Here is a 21,501-nt window from a genome sequence, read left to right as displayed (position 1 = left end):
AGAAATTAGCGAGCTGCCAGCATCGTCATAGGATTAACAGCACCTCGCTCAGGCATGTGGATCTCGAAGTGGAGGTGAGGGCCAGTACTATAGCCCGTGCTGCCCATCTCGGAGATCTGATCACCTTGAGCGACTTCCTGACCACGCTGCACCAACAGACGACTGTTGTGAGCATAGCGAGTCATGCTGCCATCGGGATGGCGGATGTCTACCATGTAGCCATAGCCACCGGAGTTCCAACCCGCATATTCAATTACTCCCGGCGCAGCAGCATAAACAGGAGTTCCCACAGGAGCAGCAATGTCAATTCCCCGGTGCATCCGACCCCAGCGAGGACCATAGCCAGAAGTCAAAACGCCCCGAGCCGGCCAAGCATAACCTGCAAAGATGTTCGAACCCTGAGGCAAGAAGGCATCTGCGGCAGGGAGAGGTGGCAACTCAGGAGCTACCATCCGACCAACAATCGGTTCGAGTAACGGCGCGTAATTCTCAGAGCCGATAGGAGCTGCAGCCACCACTTGAGGTTCTGTAGCAGAATCAGTCGCAACGGCATCTGGTTTCCGTTCCGTAGCCCGCTCCTGCAACTCTTCTGTCGACAGCTGAGCATCGATCACCTCGGGAGCAGTGGTTGGAGCCACTGCCGCAACACGCTGCTGATCAGAAGACGCTACCGAATTCGAACGACGGCCAACAAAACTGGAGGCAATTAGAGTCGGTTGCTGAGCAGCAGAGGGCACCTCAACTCGCTCACTGGAGTAGCGAGTTTGGAGGTCAGATACCTCACTTGCTAACTGAGCCGCGTAGAGGTTGCTTCCTCCCACAGCCGGAACTGTAGAAGCTTGCAAAGCTTCAATCGGAGGCACAACTCCTGAAACCTCAGGCGTTGAAGACTCAACCGCAATGAATTCCGTCGAGAAAACCGCGCTGTTGGAGGAAACAATTGGTTCCGGGCGGGACAAGTTCTCCAAAGCACCAGACGGAAGCGCTGCCACTTCAGGCACAGAAGCCTCAAATCCTGAATCCTTAGTTAAGGGTTCAGCAGAAGACGCCCCTTCAGGGTTGTATGCAATGGTCAAAGGTAAACTAGCTGACTGTTCGACGCGGGTACCACCAGGAATATGCAACTCCTGGCCAGCCCAAATGCGATTGGGATTCGTCAACCTGTTCTCTGTAATGAGCGCTGCTGAGGAAACACCGTAAGCTCGAGCGATCGCCGCCACTGTCTCCCCTGGGGCAACCCGATGAACAGTAGACCGAGGCGCAGGGGACACCGTGGCCGCTACCACAGAAGGGCGCACCACTTGGGGGAGTTGAGCTTCCGGCTCAGCAGTAGGAGCCGACACATTAACAAAACCATGAGGCAACTGAGCTTCCTGAGAAACCTGGGGCACTCGGATAGCCTGATGCACTCGCAGAAAGTCAGGATTTTGCAGATCGTTTAGGGAAATTAGGGTCTGTCGAGAGACGCCATGGTCGCGGGCAATGGAGTCAATCGTATCACCAGGCTTCACCCGATAAAGTACGGTTCCCGATAGCTCCGGAGGAAGCATTTCAGGAGTCGTGTCGGGAGCGATCGCTTTAGGAATGTTCGCTTCGGGAACCTCTACAGACTCTGGGGCAACCCTTGAGCCTGATAGGCTTTGCTGGAGCTGGCTTCGCTGATATCTCAGGCGCTCGAGAGACGTATCTCGATCCATGCGCAGCTGTTCAAAGCTTCCTTCAGGAGAAACGCCCTCAGCTTTTTCGAGGGCGTTGGAAGAGGGACTATCGGTGCTGAGAGAACCTGTGACTTCACCCACAGACTCAGAACGGGTAATCTCATCGGAAGCAGCGGCGGGCTGTAACAAGTCGCTAGAATCAACGGGAACAGGAGCCGACTCTGCCTCTGCCGTTTGGGGCTCAGCGGCCACTGCACGACCATCGTGGCGAGGAATTAGGAGCCCGGATGCTCCCATAGAGATAGCCAAGCCAATCATGGCGGCTGAAGTACGGGCGCGACGGGCGCCGCCGGGATTGCCCGGCTTACTTATCTCCGTCGGCAACTCTCCGGAATACGATTGGTCAGCAGCGGGCTGAACCTTCTGCGGAACTACGCGTCTCAAAGAAAAACCTCCCTGTGAACGGCGTGTAACTGTCCTATAGTTCAAACCGTGGCCCTGAACTTAGTGACAGGGATCACACGAACGAACGATTCAGATCACTGACAAAGGCTTACGGCTAGGTAACATTACCTTCACTCGTTAGCTTAGACAAGATTACACCAGACTTAAGAAAAATCAACACCTGCTTGGAAACAAAATCGAAAGCAATGTGTTAACCGACATTCCTGAATCGATGAAACAACTGAACTAGCAAGGTGCTCACCGGATCCAGAAAGCATTCAGAAACTGCCAAACGCAACACCCTTTAGCAAATCTGAATTACAAGCTTAGCTTTTTACCTTTTGCAAACACCCCTTGTCAACTCTTAAGGGCTTTTCTGCTTTAACACCGAAAGCCAAAATCCTTATTCAGCAGAGCTTTCAAGCTTTTTTCCAAATTACTCACACCCAACCTAAAAGATCTTTTCCAGAACCCAATGGCTGTCTTTTTGCAGCACCTGGATAGTAATTCTGGCTACAGGCTTGAAGGAAGTATTCGCCCCAAACCTGTTTTTACGAGCATGCATTTACCCTTTTTTACGAAGTGCCAATACACCCTCTTAACCGCTTTAGCTTAACGCGCATTTCCAGACTTGTTTATTGGGATTTCTTATACAAGACTAGGTGGCAAGGTATTGCAGACTACTGAATTTCTATTTCTATAAGTCATGCGTATTTTCCCCTTATTGTTTCCCTTTAAACGAAGGATCCTCCGGGAAAACAGTCATTTCTGGTTCAAAAATCTTCGCTGCCAGTAGCAAGGCTGTACTCCATGAAGCGCTGCGAAAAGCTCAGGGATTTTACGGAGACGGTCTATGAATTTCCAATCAGCTATACAGTAATAGATGGTTTTGCTGGCTTTCCTAGCATGAAAATGGACAGCTTGTTGCGCGTCTCTCAAAGCACACCTGTCGCTAACGGTATAGGTTTTAGATGTTGCCACTTCCTGGGGTGAGAAACTTCATTCCTTACATTGGGCTGCTAAGTAGCTTTAGCAGTGACCCATATCCATGCGGTTCTACCAGTATGTGAATTTAATATTTAGGTTGATCTGACACGTTCTGATCGGGGTCTTGCACGAACGGCTAACCAGAAGGTGCCACACCAATGCTCCACCTATATAGGGCAACAGAAGTAGGTAAATCCCTGTAGAAGCATTGCTGGGCGGAAGACTTAGGTTTTCTACGCAGCAATACTTCTACAGGGATTTATCAATAAAGCTTACGTTCATTCAGGTCAGTTGATTCAATTGTCGCTTCGCTTCAAATAAGCCAACGGCAACACTCACGGATAGGTTCAGGCTCCGCACTCCTACCTCTGCCATAGGAATTCGCAAGGTTAGATCGCAAGCTTGCAAAACCTCCGGGGACAACCCCGTAGTTTCTGCACCAAACAGGAGCCAGTCGTCAGCTGCGTAACTGCACTTAACATAACTACATTTTCCTGAAGTGCTGAAACCTAGAAGACGGCCTGAAAACACTGAGTGGTACTGTTGGAAGTCAGCGTAGGTTGGGTGGTAATGCAGATTCACATAGCTCCAATAGTCTAAACCCGCACGTTTCAGGTAGCGATCGCTAATTTCAAACCCTAAAGGCCCTACCAAATGTAGCTCTGTGCCTGTCGCAGCACAGGTTCGAGCAATATTTCCAGTATTGGGAGGAATCTGAGGATTAACAAGAACAACACGGGGCATAACGAGGAGCAGCTCAAAAAGATCAACGAAGGATTAATAAGTTAAGCCTATGAAAAACGCCACGGCCCTTGGGATGAGTTATTGGATTTTTTAATCAATCCATTTATAGATTCCTTCCGGATGAAGAATACCCAGGGTTTTGCCTATTCATAGGCTCGGCTTAGGGGCTTTAAACCGAACTAGGCAGCGAAAGAGGTTAGGGATATATAGGTAACTCTAATTCTTCAGCTCCCTTTCGTTCATAAAAGCCCGTAGGAAGCCATAGTGCAATGGCTCCCATAAAGCAGGCAAGATCGAGACGATAAAACCCCTATCGCGGAAGAAACCAAACGAACTTGAGGCTAACGTGATGCTTTTGAGCCTCGATAAATGCGGTCCGCCTGTTCTGGAGACATATAAACAAAGGGGAAACGCTGATTGGCCGGAACCATTTCGCGTGTCGATGCGGTTGTCGGTTGCGAGGAGAACCCATTAGAAGATGTCGGCAGGGCACAGCCTTCAATCGCGGGTGTTAAAAGCTCTGCATCCAGTTCTTCGGGGGACAGAAGACTTTGAGGAGGAACATAGGCATGGGTTTCGGGGTCATAGGCCACCACCTCCCCAGTGTCAATGTCATAAATCCAGGCGTAAATTTTTAGGTCACCATTAAATAGCCCAGCACGAATGACGGGATAGGTGCGAAGATTTTCGATTTGAGTGAGCACGTTTTCGGCGATCGCTGTATCCAGCAAATCTTCTCCCGTGCGATCGCCATAGTGCTCCTGCAATAAGCGCCGAGTGCCTTCTGCATGTTTGAGCCACTCGTAGACTAGGGGTAGTTCTTCGCGCAGGGTCTCCAACTTGAGCAAGCCCTTCATGGCCCCACAGTGGGAGTGGCCGCATACCACGATTTGATCAATACCTAAAACCTGTACGGCATATTCGATTGTGGCCCCTTCCCCGCCGTTGGTCGCACCATAGGGTGGCACAATATTTCCAGCATTGCGGATCACAAAAATTTCGCCTGGAGCCGCGCTCGTGAGTAGTTCGGGGTCAACCCGTGAGTCTGAACAGGTGATGAACAGCACGCGGGGTTGCTGCCCATGGGCCAGTTTCTCAAACAATTGCTGGTTGCGACAGAAGTATTCCGACTTAAATCGCCGTAACCCTTTAATCAGTTCTTTCATTGGTACGTCCCTTCCAGACAGGGGGTTTAGAAGGAGCAGCCCACACCAACTCAGAAACCGGTGTCTCTGGGGTTGACGCTGGAAATGTATCCTGTTTCGCCCGCTGCACTATATATCATCTCGGATAAAGTTGCCCGGACACTTTCTATCAAGAGTTTTGATCTCTTTCTTTACTAGCGTCCAAATTTAATTAGCAAACTTCATACCTCTGTTAAGGACTGTATCACGGTGCCTACCAGGGATTTGGAGAATTTTTGAATTTGACCTATGAGACCTTTTGAACCTGGCTATAGCGGTTCTCAATGGTTGGTATAGCGATCGCCCCAGGTCAAGACTCTGCTCAGGGCTTACCCTATTTTTCTAAAGCCCTTGATTCTGCATGCGCGACACGCACGCAAAATCAAGGGCTTCAAAAAAATGGCGAGCATGTTGTTATTTGTGATTCTAGATTCGATAGGACTTCAAGAGGCGATCGCGCCGCCGTCGAGCAAACGCCTGCATATCTGTCACATCATCGGTCTCATCCACAATTTCGCCGGTGATGACTTCCAGAACATCCTCTAGAGTCACCACACCCATCACCACGCCGTATTCATTCACCACAACAGCCAGGTGTTCACGCTTCGCCTGAAATAGACGCAACAACTTATCCGCCCGTAAGGTATCGGGGATAAACCAGGCCGGACGGGCCAGAGTTGCCACCAGGCGATCGCCCTGCCCTGCCACAATGGCGGCCAGCAACTCGTTCCGTAATGCGACCCCCAGAACATGATCAATCGTTTCGTCAATTACAATCAATCGGTTGTGCTGCGAATCCACGAGCTGCTGCTGAACGTCACTCAGCGTAGAATCTCCCTGAATAAAAGTCAGCGCCACGCGAGGAGTCATCAGTTTCACCGCCGTGGTGTCATTCAGGGAAAAAACTCGATGAATCATTTCTGCCTCATCATTACCAATCACCCCTTCCTGACGACCAACCGTTGTCAAAAATTGAATTTCAGCTTCATTGGTCGTTGTGAGGGGGCGATCGCCCACTAGGGGAGCAGTCACCTTCTCCAACATCCAAATGAGTGGCGTAATAACAAATGTGAGCCCGGCCAATGGAATCGCAGTCGCCAGGGAGATCGGTTCTGCAAACCGTTCGCCAAAGGTTTTGGGTAAAATTTCTCCAAAAATAATAATAAGAAAGGTCAATATGCCCGAGAACACCCCCAGGAGAGCACTTTCCAGCACGGAAGAGGCCAGAGAACCAATCACAATACTGCCCAGGATATTAAATAGGTTATTGAAGATAACCAGAGTAGCAATGGGACGGTTGATCTTCTCCCGGATAGCTAGAAGTGCTTTTGCCGACCGCCGATTTCCCTGAGCCCATTGACGGACTTTGATCATCGAGACGGACAGCAGCGCCGTTTCGGTGCAGGAGCAGATCGCGGAGCCACAAATGACGGCTAATGTAATAGTAAGGAGCGTTAGCATAACAACCTGCCCTGGGGCAGCAAAGGCAGTACTAATGTCTTATCATCCTCTATTTACAGCGAGGATGTTTCGTGGGGTTGGGCTCCTGGCAAATTCACCCATCGAATACCACGCGGATGACCCAGATAATTTGGTTTCGTAACGACCTGCGGGTTCACGATCACGAGCCCTTAAGGCGGGCGATCGCCTCTCAAACTCCCATCCTCCCGGTTTACTGTCTCGATCCACGGCACTTCCACACCACATCCTTCGGTTTTCCTAAAACGGGTTCGTTTCGTGCTCAATTCCTACTAGAAAGTTTGACTGATTTACGCCAAACTTTGCGTCGTTTAGGGAGTGATTTAATTCTTCGTTACGGGAAGCCCGAAATCGAGATTCCGCGATTAGCAGAAAAGCTGAGTATCGATACAGTCTATGCCCAAGCTGAAGCAACATCCGAAGAGCTTCACGTGGAACGGGCATTGCAAAAAGCTTTAGCCGCTCAAAATGTGCGGTTGGATCTGGTGTGGGGCCATACCCTTTACCATCCTGAGGATCTCCCCTTTGCCATGGCACAACTGCCAGAGTTGTTTACCACCTTTCGCAAACAGGTGGAGCAGCGGTCGGCCGTGAGGTCGCCATGGCGATCGCCCCAAACCCTTCCCCCGCTTCCTCATATTGAACCTGGAGAACTGCCCACCCTGGCTGACTTGGGTTTGAAACCTGTCACACCAGATGAGCGAGGGGTTCTACCCTTCCGGGGCGGGGAAACAGCGGGGATGGCGCGATTACATCAATATATATGGGAGGGCGATCGCCTCCATCTCTACAAAGAAACTCGCAACGGCCTGCTGGGGGCCGATTACTCCTCTAAGTTCTCCCCCTGGTTAGCTTTGGGGTGCCTGTCTCCCCGTCTGATCTACGAGCAAGTGCAGCAGTATGAAGCCGAGCGGATCAAAAATGATTCCACTTACTGGCTCATCTTCGAGTTGCTCTGGCGAGACTACTTTCGTTTTATCTGTGCCAAGCACGGCACCAAGGTGTTTCAACCCGCCGGGTTACAGGGTATTCCCATCCCCTGGAAGCAAGACTGGCCACGGTTTGAGCAATGGCAGCAGGGTATGACGGGGTTCCCGTTAGTGGATGCGAACATGCGAGAACTAGCAACCACCGGCTTCATGTCTAACCGGGGGCGGCAGAATGTCGCCAGCTTCCTCACTAAAAATCTCGGTATCGATTGGCGTATGGGAGCTGAATGGTTTGAATCTCAGCTGATCGACCACGACGTGTGCAGCAACTATGGCAACTGGAACTATACGGCTGGAGTTGGCAACGATGCCCGAGGATTTCGCTTCTTCAACATTCTGAAACAGTCAAAAGACTACGACCCCCAGGGCGCGTATGTGAAACACTGGCTCCCCGAGTTAGCAGGAGTTCCAGCGGCCAAAATTCATGAGCCATGGAAGCTTCAGCCCGTTGAGCAACAGCGCTTTGGTGTCCGGGTTGGCGTTGACTATCCAAGGCCCCTTGTGGATTTGTTCAAATCGGCTAAGACCAACGAGCAACTTTATAATGAGGCACTCCAGGTTTACCGTCGTTGACCCGAAAAGAGATAGTGCGCTAACCCTGTGCCATCTCTTTTTGAGAGGGTTTTACCCGACTTGCGAGTAACCATGTTGTAATGGAAGCGATTAAAAGCTTCCGTGCCATGCCGGAGCGAGTACCACTGTCTACCCGCAACGAGAGCGAGCCTATGCCCAAAATTGATCCACCCGGTAACCCTAACGGTTGGGGAGACCCCACCCCCATTGTGCTGGCCATTTTGTTACTCGTTTTTTTGGGGGCCTGGGTCGGCACCCTGGACCAACCTAGTGCACTAACAATTCAACAATGCCGGGAGCTGTTGGGGCAGCAACAGTGATGAGTGACGTTATTCAACCGAACTTGATATCAATCTTTCAGCCACCAATCACCCGCTTCAGCAACCCCATCTTGTTGGCATAGGGTGGATAACGCCAATCTAAATCCAGCCAGAAGGGTTTAGTCAGAATACTTTTAGCGTGGGAAAAGGTATCGAACCCGGCTTTTCCGTGATAGCGACCCATGCCGCTGTCTCCTACGCCGCCGAAAGGCAGCTCCGACACGCCAATATGCATGATGGTGTCGTTGATACAGACTCCACCGGATGAGGTTTGTTGAATGACCCGTTGTTGTACGGCTGCCTGGCGAGAGAAAACATAGAGAGCCAGGGGTTTGGGGCGTTGGTTGATGAAGGCAATGGCCTCCCCCAAATCGTCATATTCCAGCACTGGCAGAATCGGACCAAAAATTTCGTCCTGCATGACTGGAGAATCAGGCGCAACATTGTCCAGGATGGTAGGGGCAATATAGCGCTGGCTGGCATCCGTTATACCTCCGGCGACGATAGTGCCAGAGTTGAGCAATGAGCTGACACGGGCGAAGTGGCGATCGCTCACAATCCGCCCAAAGTCTGCGCTCTGGCTCGGGTCTTCACCATACGCCTGCTGCAGTGTCGTTTGTAACTGCTCCAGCAAGGCAGGTTTGAGCTTGCGATCTACCAATAAATAATCGGGAGCGATACACGTTTGCCCCGCATTGATGAACTTACCCCAGAGAATCCGTCGGGCTGTTGTGGGCAAATCGACATCGGCGTCTACGATGCAGGGAGTTTTTCCACCCAATTCCAGGGTTACAGGGGTGAGATGCTTCGCCGCCGCCGCCATCACTACCTTGCCAATGGCCGTCCCCCCGGTGAAGAAGATATGGTCAAACCGTTCCTCCAGCAGGGATTGTGCCACCTCTACGCCGCCTTCCACCACGGTGACAAAATCAGGCTCAAAGGTTTCCTTCACCAGTTCAGCCACAAAGCGAGAACTTGCTGGAGCCAGCTCCGAAGGTTTGAGGACAGCACAGTTTCCGGCAGCGATCGCAGCGACCAATGGCCCCAACACCAGCTGTATTGGATAGTTCCACGGTCCCATAATTAGCACAACACCCAGGGGTTCTGACACAATCTGTGCCTTGCCAGGTCGCTGTTCCAGGGGGATGGGCACTCGTTGGGGTTTGGCCCATTTGGCTAAATTCTTGAGCGCATAATCCAGTTCCTTCAGCACTCCAACTTCAAAGGCGTAGGCTTCGAATTCAGGCCGGCCCAGATCGGACGCAAGGGCAGTAATGATGCGATCGCGCCCATCCAGTATGGCCTGTCGCAACCGCTGTAGCTGCTCTAGCCGGAACGTTAGAGGTCGTGTAGTTCCCGTTTCGAAGAAGCGACGCTGACGCTGGATAACATCAGTGAAGGATTGCTGCACAGACTGAACCATAGCGTTCTCACGGGGTGGGTTTACACAAATAAATCCTGGTTCTGCTGAGTTGTAAGAATTTTTGAATATAGAGAAGTTTTTATGCTCAAAAATCCTCGCAATTTAGCATGACCCAACTCTATTGTTACGCAAACTTACAAGTATGCAGGCAGCCTGATGGGGAAAATAAACTGGGAAATGGGTGCATCCGCAGTTTAAAACGCTGCACGGAACACAGGACAGGTGATTCGAAGACGTGAATGACGTCCGTTAATTTGTGAGATGCCCCTATGATCCAATTTTTTATGGCGAGGCTAACGCTTCGCCCGTTGCGCCCGTGGCTGATTGGTCTTGTATTCGGTTTTGCGATCGTACTTGGCATCGGTAGTTGGAACTCCCCTGGAACGGCCCAAACCGTATCCGCTGGCACTATTGCTGAAGTGTTAGACGGTTCTGAAGTCTTTATTCAAAACAACCAGGCCCGTGTCGGTGATACAGCTAATCGTGGGCAAAACGTTCGCACAGGTAGTGCCCGCGCTCAGGTGAACTTTAATACGGGAGCTGTCGCCCGCCTTTCTAGCAATTCGTCCCTCACAGTCGGGCAGTGTGCCCAGCTTCAGCGCGGCGTGTTGCTGGTGAATGGCGCTGTTAACGGATGCACGGGTTCTGTCACCGCTGGGGTGCGAGGCACGACTTACCTGATGGAAGTCGATGACGATGGTCGGGAACAGGTCAAAGTTCTTGAGGGGGAAGTAACCGTTACCAAAAACGAGAGTGGCGGAATCGTGACAAGCCCCGATAGCACAGCTCCCGAGGCGACTTCTGATGAACCTGAGAGCGTTGTATTAAAAGCAGGCGAGAAGGTTTCGACCCAGGAGGGCGATCGCCTGAGCGACATTGAACAAATTACCGCCGATGAGTTCCAAGATATTTTGCTGGGAGAACTGTTCGACGGCTTTCTGCAATTGTTGCCAGGTTTGAGCCGCATCCAATCAAGCTTCCAGCAACTCTACCCCAATATTCCATTCCCCCTGGATAGCTCTGGTCTCCCCATTCCCGGTCCATCTATTCCATCGACTCCATCTATCCCTGGCTTCCCCTTCTAGATCCTGTTTTCAAGGTCGTTTTTCCGTGCGCTTCGCGCCTGGAAAAACGACCCTTTCAGCGAGTTTTAAAGCGCGCCCAAATCAAGATACTCAAAAGAGTGATGGCGCGTGCAAAGCTGCGCGCACCATCACCCTTTTAAGTAGAACCACCTCTCACTACGCTGAATGAAGCCATTACAAACTGCCCCCCGAGCCCCCAAACTTCAGCCATTGCGATCGCCCATCGCTCTTAGCAGCCTGGGATATGGATTGGTCATAACCTGGGCAACCTTGGGTGCGATCGCCACCACCGTAAATCTCGGCACAGTTCAGTGGATGGAACACCGGGCCCAAACCCTTTTCTTCCGTCTGCGAGGCACTACCCCACCCCCCGAGAACGTTGTGATTCTGGAAATGGATCAAAGCTCTCTTGATCGGGGTAAAGATTACCTGGCAGATCCGCAAAGCAATCCGGACTTTGAACCCCTCCAGACCTACCCCTGGAAACGCAGCGCCTATGCCCGTGTGATCGAACGTTTGATGCAAGCCGGGGCAAAAGCCGTAGCCGTCGACGTCATTTTTGTGGATCCCCGGCAGGATGACCCCGCCGGGGATGCGGAGTTGGGCCGAGTGCTGGTTAAGTATGGCGATCGCGTCGTCCTGGCTAGCCAATACGAAACCTTCGGCAACCCAGATTCTGGCGAAATGGGGCAATTAGTTGTCCCCAATCCCCAATTTCAAGCAGAGCCGCCCTATCACCTGATTAACTTTCTGCCTGAACCGGATCAGAGCGTTTCCCAGCTTCCTGAAAACTTTATTCAACAAGTCTTACAGCCACTCGGCCTGGCTCAAGACACTCACTCGTTTGCCCTGGCGGCTCTGAAAGCCGCTCAGTTTTCCAGCCCGGAAAAAACAACAGGCCATATCTATTTCTATGGTCGCCCCACAACGTTTCCTCGCATTCCCTTCTGGCATTTGCTGTCCCCCGAAAATTGGGCTTACCACCAGCAACAGCAAACCTTTGCCGGAAAAGTAGTGCTCATCGGGCCTGTTGCTGAGTCATTTCAAGATTTTGTCGCGACACCCTTTTCCGAACGGATGCCGGGAATTGAACTGCACGCGAATACTCTGGCAACCCTCATGGAGAACCGGGTCATACAGGACGCTCTGCCCAATCCACTTGGACGAGCTGGGGCGGTTGGGTTAGGAACCATGGCGATCGCCACCTTCCTGATCTATCGCTTCAAACGCCCAGTGCCACTGTTTTTAGGATTTTTGGGAGTGGCGATCGCCTGGGGAGGCATTAGTTACTTCAGCTTGATGTATGGCTACACCATTTTGCCCGTTGCCGTGCCGTTCACCATTCTGCTCCTCAGCGGCCTTTCCAATCTCACAACGGGCAGTATTGCCGATCAACTCGAAAAACGCCGCCTGCGCCATACTTTAGAACGCTACGTTGCAGCTCCCATCGTCCGCGAAATCTTGACAAACTCTGATGACTTCCAATCGCTACTGAAGGGACGGCGAGTTCGAGCCGCTGTATTGTTTTGCGACATTCGTGGATTTACGAACTTTTCTCTGGAAACGGAGCCGGAGCAGTTGGTTGAGCAGCTCAACACCTACCTCAACGCCATGGTGGAAGTCATTCTTGAAGCAGGGGGCACCGTCGATAAATTCATTGGAGATGCCATCATGGCCGAGTTTGGCTCTCCCATTTCCCAGGGTGAAGAGGCCGATGCCTTAAATGCGATCCACGCGGCATTGGCCATGCGCAAAGCACTATTGGCGTTGCAGGATGAGTGGGCCGCTAGGGGGCAGGCCGTCCTGTTTAATGGGGTAGGTATCAACTTTGGGGAGGCGATCGCCGGAGACATCGGTTCAGCCCGCCGCCGGGAGTATGCGCTGATTGGGGATGCTGTTAACGTTGCCAGCCGTGTGGAAGGGCTTACCCGCAAACTCATCACCGACATTCTGATCACCGAATCCCTGTACGAAAAGGTTCAGGATGCCGTTGAGGTCGTGCCAGTGGGCGCTCACGAAATGAAGGGACGGGGTCAGAACAAAGTTATGCTCTACAGTCTGGTGGGGTTGAAAGGTACGTCATCTGAACCTTATCGTCAAATGCACCGGAAACTCCATCAGCATCATGGATTGAATTTAAAGGAATCGTAAACCCATCCTTCAGTACAATGCATGGCTATAAAGAGGTGCGGAAGCTGTGGACGCCAACGCAAGCTTTTAGAACTTCCTTGATAATATTTGGGTGTGGGAGAGGACAGACACGTCATGCCAGAACTGCTGCAAAGTCGCTTTGAATCTGAATCGCCGCAGACAGCCTTAGTGCTGGGTCTGCCGATTCATCTCCTGTCCGATTATCCCGCCTGGCTACTCAACCGAGCCCAACAGGGGCAGGGAGTCCACGTTGTCACCCTCAATGCTGAGATGGCGATGCAGGGGGAGCAGGAACCCTCCCTGGCAGCTATCATCCGCCAGGCCGATCTGGTCATTCCGGATGGCATTGGAGTTGTGTTCTACCTCTGGTTGCGACGCAAACGCATTCAGCGATGCCCTGGCATTGAACTAGCCGAAACCCTGATTCAACAATCCGCAGCAGTACAAACTCCGGATGGACGGCCAGCATCTTTGTTCTTCTTCGGCGGCGCACCCGGTGTAACGGAGTTAGCAGCCCGCCGTTGGCAAGAGCGTGTTCCTAGCGTGACGATCGCCGGAGCAGAACACGGCTATCTATCCGCTGAGGAGCAAGAGAGCCTTAAACAAAAACTCAGCACCCTTCAACCCAGCATCATTCTGGTTGGCCTGGGCGTTCCCCGCCAGGAAAAATGGATTCTCGAAAACCGCGCTCTCTGTCCCAATGCCATCTGGATTGGAGTAGGTGGCAGCTTCGACATCTGGTCTGGAAGCAAAACCCGCGCTCCCGAATGGCTGCGCAACAACGGCATGGAATGGGTCTATCGCCTCTATCAAGAGCCTTGGCGATGGCGGCGAATGCTGGCTCTGCCCAAGTTTGCCTGGAAAGCATTAATCCACCTGGGCCGCTGATCAATTTACTGGTGGGTGTTTTGTGCACGTCCCCACTGCAAGGTTCTAATCCGCCCGGAATGCAGATAGATGTTAAGTTCTTGACGTTCTTAACAATCTTTTGTTCCGGATTGGTTGGCAAATTTCAGGAGTTGAGTATCATTAACGGGATAAAGTTAGCGTTTTGATTGGTACCTTTAAGCCCACCCGCTCAAAGGGTAGGCAAACCTAAGCCTGCTTGAATGACTTCCCCGGTGCAGCCTGCTGAATTGACTTCGACGCTCCTTAGAACCCGAGTTCCCCGACATCAGGTATGACTTCCGTTAGCGATCGCCCTTCAACTTTCTTCCCGTCCCCCCTGGATGCACCGACTGCATCGCCTGTGGGTTCTCAGCCCCGTTCTAGCAACAGCATCATGGTGCGGTTGCAAAACGTTCACAAAACCTACCCCAACGGTTCCGAAGCCCTGATCAACTTGAATCTTCAGATCAAGCAGGGCGAATTCCTCTTCATCACAGGGCCATCGGGTTCTGGCAAGTCGACGTTACTCAAACTGCTCTATGGGGCCGAAAAGCCAACCCAGGGCCAGGTGATTGTCAATGGAACTGATTTGTCTACATTGAAGGGCGATCGCCTATCTCTCCTGCGTCGTCGCATCGGGGTTGTGTTTCAGGATTACAAACTCATCCCCCGGCGCACTGTTTCCGAAAATGTCGCCTTTGTTCTCTGGGCTCAAGGCTACACTCGCAAAGAAATTCGTCGTCGTCTCCTGCCCACCCTCCGCATGGTCGGGCTACACGACAAGGCCGAATGCTTCCCCGATCAACTCTCCGGGGGAGAACAGCAGCGGGTAAGCATTGCTCGGGCGATCGTTGGCACCCCTCCAATTCTCCTAGCCGATGAACCTACCGGCAATTTGGATTTCGAAAACTCTCACCAAGTCGTCAAAATTCTCAAAAAGCTCAATTCTATCGGCATTACCGTCATCATCACCACGCACGACGAGCAACTCGTTCGTCTATCCGACAATCCAGTCGTTCAACTTCGTCACGGAAGGCTTTTCCATCTAGTTAACTAACCATTGGCATAAGTCACTTAAGAACAGTGGTATATAGCTTTAGGAGTTATGCACCACTGTTCTTCGAATCGTGAATTTCATAAAACTCCAATTTTCTGAGAAGGGTCGACTACATCGACCCTTCTCAAAAAGAATTGGGGTTTTATTTTGTATACCTCATCGATGCAAGACGGCCTAACACATTTCCTTCCAGACTCTTTATAGCAATGTGCAAGTGCGTTAAGTACAGCAACGGTGGTGTGGGACACGAAGTGCCACACACCACCGTACTTAATCAACCCGCACAGCGCTATAGCCGAGGAAGAACTAGGGGACGGCAGACTGTCCCCCAACGAGGAGGCTTGGAGGGCAATGTGCCTCCAAGCAGATTTTAGCTACCCAACTAGAAAGTTAAGGCTGTTCGCAATACCCCCACAATAGCCGTATCATTACCGCTGTAACCTTCGGGATTAAAGACTGCAAACACTCCAGGGGTAATCGTAATATTGTCCGACACTCGGAAGCTGAAGTACCCTTCCAGCTGGTAAGGATCATTATTTTCAGGATTAAAGGCATTGCCTCCAACAGAATCCCGATTCAGTGGTTGCCCAAACAGAATCCCAGCTGTATTGCCTTCGCTAAACACATCCTGGAAGTGCAACCCTCCCATCCAACTAATAAAGTTCGTAGAAGCATCCACTCCCGTTAGGTCTGAAAAAATGTAGGCTCCCTGTAATACCAGGGTTAGGTCAGGCAAAAATTCCCAACTCAACGTTCCCCCTAACGAATTGAGGCGGATACCTTCATTGGCGATCGCCAATACCGCGTCTCCCCCAACAGCATCAAGCTGATTTGTTGAAGGATTAAATAACACTGAACCAATATCAGAACTGCTCAGCCCAGTTCCCAAGATATTGATTTGGTGATAGCTATTGGCATAGTTAAGTGCAATGTTCAGAGTATCCGAAGGCCGAACTGTCAGTTGGGCAGCAAGCACATAACTCCCATTAAAAATTCCAGCACCCAGCGGCGTTCCTCCCAGCAGACCCCGGTTTTCCGAGACAGAAGCATTTACACTGCCATACAACCCTGTCAGATTGATGTCGTCTGAAATATCCCAAATGAAACCCGCCGCAGACGCCAACCCTGTTCCAGAAGTACCACCAGAAACGCGCACTGCGGCATTGTAAGGTGCGAATCGTGAAATAGCCCCCTGAGTCTCACTAGCAAAGGGGCTCACATTTGGAAACGCATCCGTCACCTCAGCATGGGATCCGACAAAAAAGGTGACATTATCAAACCCAGGAAAGACATACAGCAGTTTATAAAGATAAAAGTCATCCGCAGAACGGGCCGATAGATCCGACGGATCAACGCCTGGAAATTGGGGTTCATACCCTAACCGAACATTACTAGCATTCAGCTCTACAGGTTGTGGATCCGAATACCCTAACGTGCCTTGAATGCTATTAGGGTCTCCCCGAAAGCTATAGGCTTGCAGTCCTGTAATGAGCAAGTCATTCCCTGAAAAACTGGTAACCAGATTCAGTCGTACCCGATAGTTCAACGAAAACTGGGCATCACTTCCTGGTTCGCCATTCGTATTGCTCAAAATTGCTGGGGTCGCATCGTCTTCGTCTGCGCCTGGGTAAGCTCCAGTTGCACCTACAAACCCCATGATGACCTGGCCATTTAAGGTCGTTGTCGTGGAAAATTGATTTTCTTCTAGCTCCGCGACACTGGCTTCTAATGCATCAACTCGGCCTCGCAAAGCTGCTAACTCTGAGGCGAATTCCCGTTGTAGGGCTTCAATACGGGCAAGCTGTTCTGGGTCGAGGGCGCTACTGCCAATGGCATCAAGACAAGCTGCCAAGCCCGCCGCAAACTCATAACGGGTTAGTGCGCGGTTCCCACGATAAGTGCCATCGGGATATCCCTCCAGGCAATCTAACCCCCCTTGATCCTCCGAATTGGCCAGAAAAGATAGAGCCTCATAAGCCCAATCACCGGGTTGAACATCTGAAAACTGAGTTACTGAGGTTACCTGAGCCATCGGGCTGGAGGTTAAATCTCCTTCACCCCCAGCTTCCAGACTCTGTGCACGAATTTGCTCTAGCGTAACAATATCTGTAGCCGACGTAATCGTATTGTTACTTGCTGCTGTTAAATCCTCTAGCTCTAAAAAATTGCCCACTGGCTCCTGAACAGGTTCCTCTAAATTCTGAGCCCTAACAGAACTCGCCCCCATTAAAACGGCAGTTAGTACGCAGCAAAAATAGCCAAGAGCCGCATAGACAGGCAATGGTTTCTTCACAATCAATCCTCACGCAATGACAGTACAAAAACAGAAACTGGCAACCGTTAAGGAACCTCTAGGAAAGTTTTCCTAGTTTTTTAGTAATTAATGAACAATTTTTATCAAGCAGGATTTGTGCCAACAACCAACATTTAGAAGTACTAGAGCGTGTTCTAGTACTTACTGAAAGTTTTTTCGTGCACGAGGTACACGAAAAAACAAATTTAAAGCAGGTTCTAGTCGCAGAGGTCTAGTGGAGATGTTGAAATGCTCATTGAATTTCTACAGTTTTATCCATAGAAAAACCTTCTTCAAAGCAACTTAAAAAAGTTACCTTAGAAGCAGTGCAAGAGAGCTTTCAGTCATAAAACAAGTGAAAGATTCCCTAAGCAAACATCATCTATAAGACTCACTAAAAATTTGAATAGGTAATAGGGAAGAAGTTCCTACTACATACCTACTCAAGCTTTATCCTCTACACACTATAGAAGTGTGGTTGTGCGATCGCCCTCAACTTGAAGCAAAAGTCCCAAATTCCTAAGAACACACCTGAGCAATTTCAAACACAACAAGACGTTTAGTTCTGTTCTGAACCAAAGATAGAATGAGTTTGAAAATCTCAAATTGCCCTAGGTAAAATGTTGAGCCCTTCCAATACCGTTAGATTTTAATATGCCTTGTGTTTGTCTTTGTTCGCTATTCATTATAGGAATCATCTAGATTCACTAATATAGTGGTATTAATTCACATTCATATAATGAAGCATGCTGCATAATCCACTACTACTCTCAATAGAATTCAGTGACAAACCCGTTATATAGAATGAGTACAATACTAAATATTAAACGTAGTTTATATAGAAAATTTATAGTTACCCAATCAGAGCTGTTTATAGTTATAGCAATACAAAGGAAGAGAAGAAAAAAGCCTTACCCCTGCCTTGTCTTTTGTGTAGTTATATTCTCACTCTACAGCTCAATAAATCGATCCTCTACTATCCATGCTACCGCCGCTAATAGCGACCAATATGGATAATAGGCTTCTGCATGAACCATTGCGCAGCTTCGCCGTACAACAATTCACGTCCTCAAAATCAATTCATGCAGGAGGTTCATTAGAAAATAGGTGCAAAATCTAGATATACCGTCACTAATCATCTCCAGATGAGAGTTTCTGTCTCGTGATGCTTAAGCGATCGCGAATCCGTTGTAATTGAGCATCTGTATTAACCGGCGATCGCGGACTAGGCAAATCCAAATTCGGCCAATTATCCAAATCCGCGCAAGGGCAACTATTGACCTGGGTTCCCAGATCGATCATGGGTACCGGCATGTTACACCGAGCACACCCATAAACTTCCCATTTAGAAGATAACAGCTCTGTAACAGTCTGTGCTGTCCCCTGTAGATAGCAATCTCCCGATTCGGAAGAGAGAATGCGTACCCAACAATCTTCAAAAGCTGCGCTATATCGACCACCCTCAATAACAGGACTGGGCAAAATGGACTCTCGCCCACCTTGCAACAAAATTGGCTTCCCTAACTGAAACCAAAACGCTAAATATTCTCGAACTTTTGCAGCAGTTGCCATAGGATTTTTCAAACTCGTCAGTATCCGACTTCTTGAAACCCGGCCTGCGTCAATTAACAATAGGGAGCGTAACGCCAGGATATTTTTTCCCTAACTCTATCCTATCGAGCAAATTCTAAAATCCTGCGCTGCAAAAGCAAAGTCAATCTTAAGGTTGAGCGAAATTTAATCAGGAGATGGGATTTGAGCGATTGGTGTACCCAACTGGCTCAAGTTCAAAGCATATCCTCCTGTGACTAAATAGACTGAGTCAGCAATCGTCCCAATTTTTCGAGTCAGTCGACCTAGGCGATCGCGAAACCGCCGCCCTGAAGAATAGGCAGGCACTACCCCCCATCCGGTCTCCTCAGCCACTAAAATGACCTCACTTTCAGTCTTGTGCAATGCATCTAGAAACTCCTGCTCAGCCCTATTCCACTCTACTTCTGATTGGTCAATAGCATTCGCCAGCCAGGTTCCTAAAGAGTCAACCAATAGACAGTCTTCAGCACCAGCTTGAGCAATCACAAAAGCCAAATCAAGGGATACCTCCAGCGTTTTCCACTCTATAGGCCGACGTTGACGATGTTGGTTGATGCGCAATCGCCACTCATCATCGGATTCATCAACCATAGCTGTAGCAATGTAGGTAACCTGGTGTTGCGATCGTGCGGCTAACTGCTCGGCCCACTCACTCTTGCCAGAACGGGCAGGCCCCGTAATCAATATCAACCCCATTTTTGTAAAACCATGAATTCAATATCCCTGTGAAGAGCCTGATTTGGTAGCTTTAACTGTCTCTCCTCATAACTGATGTCTAGAACACTAGCTGTCCCATTTTTCCTCATCCAATCCCTTAAAAGTACCCTACGTCTCTACCAGCATCATTTGTCCAAAGCAGATGAAATAGTTTTGCAAATGAATTTATTTAGGAGCATTTGCTTTTAATATGGCAAAAGGCGAAAACGAACAGGGTGCTAGGTACGTACAAGCTAACCCTTGCGATAAATTTCAGCTCAATGGAGAAAATAGCCAAAGAGCACAACTATGAGCCAATCAAATCTGCAACGTATTCAAGCAACCCTTTCTGAACTCAGCCAATCCTCATCTGAACAGCCCACACAAAATAAGCAATCCGAAGATCAAACCGTACAGCAGCCATCTCCATTAATCTCTGTACCTTTAGTAGATCCAGTCACTGTACGACCTTTTTCTACAGGCACTGAGACTTCCCCGCCTCTCACCCTCCCTCACCTCAATTCAATCCAGCCCAAACAACCTCGCCAAATACTCCAACCTGGCTTAAGTCTTGGCATTCTCAAAGAGATCGAAAAAGTCTTAACCACTTGGCAGGCAGAGCTTCAGCAGCTCACCCTCAATATTCAAGATGTTCAGCTAGAAGGCCCAATCATAGACGGTTGGCTAGAGTCCCAACTTGGCGCACCAGTCCAAACCGAGCATGGCTTTCTGCAGCATGCTGAAATCTCTCAAATATCTCAATACGTTAACAGTATGGAGGATCGTTCATTCCCCTCCTCCCCAGATCACTCCCGCACAATCTACCGTCTCTGCACACTCGATGCAGATGGTCACGTTCAGTCTCAACCCTGTCCATCTGAACAGATTCCCCAGGTTAGTTTGGCGATCGCTCGTCACCAAAAGCTACGTCAACTCCTTAGTCGCAAACACTATCTGGAATTTCGCTTAAGCCAGCTAGCCGAAAATCTTGTAACCATTCACAGTTATCTCCAAGAGCCCAACTCAATTACTCCATCTAAAGAGCCCTCCGAACCTCTATCCCCTCCCGGAGTAGGCTAATTCCAAATTTTTATGGATAAACTCCTGAACAACTTGCAGAAATTCCGTTAAGTCAAAACAGATCGTTTTGATAGTAAACCTTTCATGGATTTACCTTCCTCTCAATCAACCTCAGATTCCAGCGAACCCGATCCTAATCTGCCCTCGCAAGTTGATCTACGCCACTATCATCAGAACGGATTTGATAAAGGCAGACCTGGCTGGATCATTCTCCTTTGGTGGCTCCTTCAAGGCACACTTTTTCCTCTAACCCCTCACTCCTTTCATGCCCCCCGATGCTTCTTACTACGACTCTTTGGCGCAAAGATCGGCAAAGGCGTCGTCATTCGTCCTACAGCTCGCTTTACTTACCCTTGGAAGATCTCAATCGGTAATTACAGCTGGGTTGGCGATGATGTCGTTTTCTACAGCTTGGACACGATCGAAGTGGGAGAGCACTGCGTCATCTCCCAAAAAAGCTACCTTTGTACAGGAAGCCATGATATTCATGACCCTGCTTTCGGTTTAAAGTTGGGGGCGATCATGATCGGCAATGGAGCTTGGATTGCTACCGATTGTTTCATTGCGCCTAATATAAAGATTGGCGCCAATGCTGTCATTGGTGCCCGTAGCAGCGTTTTTCGTTCTATGCCAGCACAATACATCTGCTGGGGAAGCCCCTGTATGCCGCGTACCCCCCGACAAATTTTGCATCAATAACTAAAGCCTTCCTCAATCTGAGGAAGGCTTTTGGTTAAGTATTACCCTGGCACTGAGCTATTTTCCCGTGGGGCAACCCCCAAAGTATCTTCGCCGCTGGTCTGTTTCACACCTCAGTTCGGGATGGATGAGAGTGGGGCCAAACCGCCATTAGCACC

Annotated in this window: 16 protein-coding genes; 8 read left to right on the top strand and 8 right to left on the bottom strand. The window is 49.9% G+C overall.

Annotated elements, in window-relative coordinates; translation table 11 throughout:
- Positions 1-5 precede the first annotated feature (5 nt).
- The 4 genes from H6F91_RS03825 to H6F91_RS03810 form a co-directional block, all read right to left on the bottom strand.
- On the bottom strand, positions 6-2,102 hold the full coding sequence (locus H6F91_RS03825) for a peptidoglycan DD-metalloendopeptidase family protein (protein WP_190772835.1): 2,097 nt from the start codon (positions 2,100-2,102) through the stop codon (positions 6-8).
- Positions 2,103-3,371: 1,269 nt separating this feature from the next.
- Positions 3,372-3,833, bottom strand: coding sequence for a tRNA (cytidine(34)-2'-O)-methyltransferase (locus H6F91_RS03820; RefSeq protein WP_190772834.1), 462 nt, complete (start codon positions 3,831-3,833; stop codon positions 3,372-3,374).
- 341 nt (positions 3,834-4,174) lie between these two features.
- Positions 4,175-4,999 carry a carbonic anhydrase gene (locus H6F91_RS03815; RefSeq protein WP_190772833.1) on the bottom strand — a complete coding sequence of 275 codons (825 nt, stop codon included), beginning with the start codon at positions 4,997-4,999 and terminating at the stop codon, positions 4,175-4,177.
- Between the two features lie 444 nt (positions 5,000-5,443).
- Positions 5,444-6,478: a hemolysin family protein gene (locus tag H6F91_RS03810; RefSeq protein WP_190772832.1), complete on the bottom strand. Its 1,035-nt coding sequence runs from the start codon at positions 6,476-6,478 to the stop codon at positions 5,444-5,446.
- Between the two features lie 116 nt (positions 6,479-6,594).
- Between H6F91_RS03810 and H6F91_RS03805 the strand changes: the two genes are divergently transcribed.
- Positions 6,595-8,058 carry a DASH family cryptochrome gene (locus H6F91_RS03805; protein ID WP_190772831.1) on the top strand — a complete coding sequence of 488 codons (1,464 nt, stop codon included), beginning with the start codon at positions 6,595-6,597 and terminating at the stop codon, positions 8,056-8,058.
- A gap of 80 nt (positions 8,059-8,138) precedes the next feature.
- Positions 8,139-8,378, top strand: coding sequence for a hypothetical protein (locus H6F91_RS03800; protein WP_190772830.1), 240 nt, complete (start codon positions 8,139-8,141; stop codon positions 8,376-8,378).
- A gap of 37 nt (positions 8,379-8,415) precedes the next feature.
- Here the strand turns inward: H6F91_RS03800 and H6F91_RS03795 are convergent, their stop codons facing one another.
- Positions 8,416-9,801, bottom strand: coding sequence for an aldehyde dehydrogenase (locus H6F91_RS03795; RefSeq protein WP_190772829.1), 1,386 nt, complete (start codon positions 9,799-9,801; stop codon positions 8,416-8,418).
- A 269-nt stretch (positions 9,802-10,070) separates the two neighbouring features.
- On the opposite strand from H6F91_RS03795, the gene H6F91_RS03790 reads away from it, so the two are divergent.
- The 4 genes from H6F91_RS03790 to ftsE all read left to right on the top strand — a co-directional run bounded on the left by H6F91_RS03790 (position 10,071) and on the right by ftsE (position 14,982).
- On the top strand, positions 10,071-10,886 hold the full coding sequence (locus H6F91_RS03790; RefSeq protein WP_190772828.1) for a FecR domain-containing protein: 816 nt from the start codon (positions 10,071-10,073) through the stop codon (positions 10,884-10,886).
- Between the two features lie 165 nt (positions 10,887-11,051).
- Positions 11,052-13,037, top strand: coding sequence for an adenylate/guanylate cyclase domain-containing protein (locus H6F91_RS03785; protein ID WP_190772827.1), 1,986 nt, complete (start codon positions 11,052-11,054; stop codon positions 13,035-13,037).
- Between the two features lie 114 nt (positions 13,038-13,151).
- On the top strand, positions 13,152-13,925 hold the full coding sequence (locus H6F91_RS03780) for a WecB/TagA/CpsF family glycosyltransferase (protein ID WP_190772826.1): 774 nt from the start codon (positions 13,152-13,154) through the stop codon (positions 13,923-13,925).
- A gap of 292 nt (positions 13,926-14,217) precedes the next feature.
- On the top strand, positions 14,218-14,982 hold the full coding sequence (ftsE, locus tag H6F91_RS03775) for a cell division ATP-binding protein FtsE (protein WP_190772825.1): 765 nt from the start codon (positions 14,218-14,220) through the stop codon (positions 14,980-14,982).
- A 382-nt stretch (positions 14,983-15,364) separates the two neighbouring features.
- Here the strand turns inward: ftsE and H6F91_RS03770 are convergent, their stop codons facing one another.
- The 3 genes from H6F91_RS03770 to cobU form a co-directional block, all read right to left on the bottom strand.
- Positions 15,365-17,275 (bottom strand): iron uptake porin, encoded by a 1,911-nt coding sequence (locus H6F91_RS03770; RefSeq protein WP_347280008.1) that lies wholly within the window; start codon positions 17,273-17,275, stop codon positions 15,365-15,367.
- A 1,131-nt stretch (positions 17,276-18,406) separates the two neighbouring features.
- A complete protein-coding gene (locus H6F91_RS03765) occupies positions 18,407-18,847 on the bottom strand; it encodes a hypothetical protein (RefSeq protein ID WP_190772824.1) in 441 nt (146 codons plus the stop codon).
- A 165-nt stretch (positions 18,848-19,012) separates the two neighbouring features.
- Positions 19,013-19,564 (bottom strand): bifunctional adenosylcobinamide kinase/adenosylcobinamide-phosphate guanylyltransferase, encoded by a 552-nt coding sequence (cobU, locus tag H6F91_RS03760; protein ID WP_190772823.1) that lies wholly within the window; start codon positions 19,562-19,564, stop codon positions 19,013-19,015.
- A 309-nt stretch (positions 19,565-19,873) separates the two neighbouring features.
- Between cobU and H6F91_RS03755 the strand changes: the two genes are divergently transcribed.
- Together H6F91_RS03755 and hpsU are read left to right on the top strand one after the other, a co-directional pair.
- Positions 19,874-20,644 carry a hypothetical protein gene (locus H6F91_RS03755; RefSeq protein ID WP_190772822.1) on the top strand — a complete coding sequence of 257 codons (771 nt, stop codon included), beginning with the start codon at positions 19,874-19,876 and terminating at the stop codon, positions 20,642-20,644.
- Positions 20,645-20,728: 84 nt separating this feature from the next.
- Positions 20,729-21,343 (top strand): hormogonium polysaccharide biosynthesis acetyltransferase HpsU, encoded by a 615-nt coding sequence (gene hpsU / locus H6F91_RS03750; RefSeq protein ID WP_190772821.1) that lies wholly within the window; start codon positions 20,729-20,731, stop codon positions 21,341-21,343.
- The last annotated feature ends 158 nt before the right edge of the window (positions 21,344-21,501 follow it).

This window comes from Leptolyngbya sp. FACHB-8 (genome assembly GCF_014695575.1).
Lineage (GTDB): Bacteria > Cyanobacteriota > Cyanobacteriia > Elainellales > Elainellaceae > Vacuolonema.
Note: the sequence above shows the minus strand (reverse complement) of the source record. Positions and strands in the feature narration are given on the sequence as shown.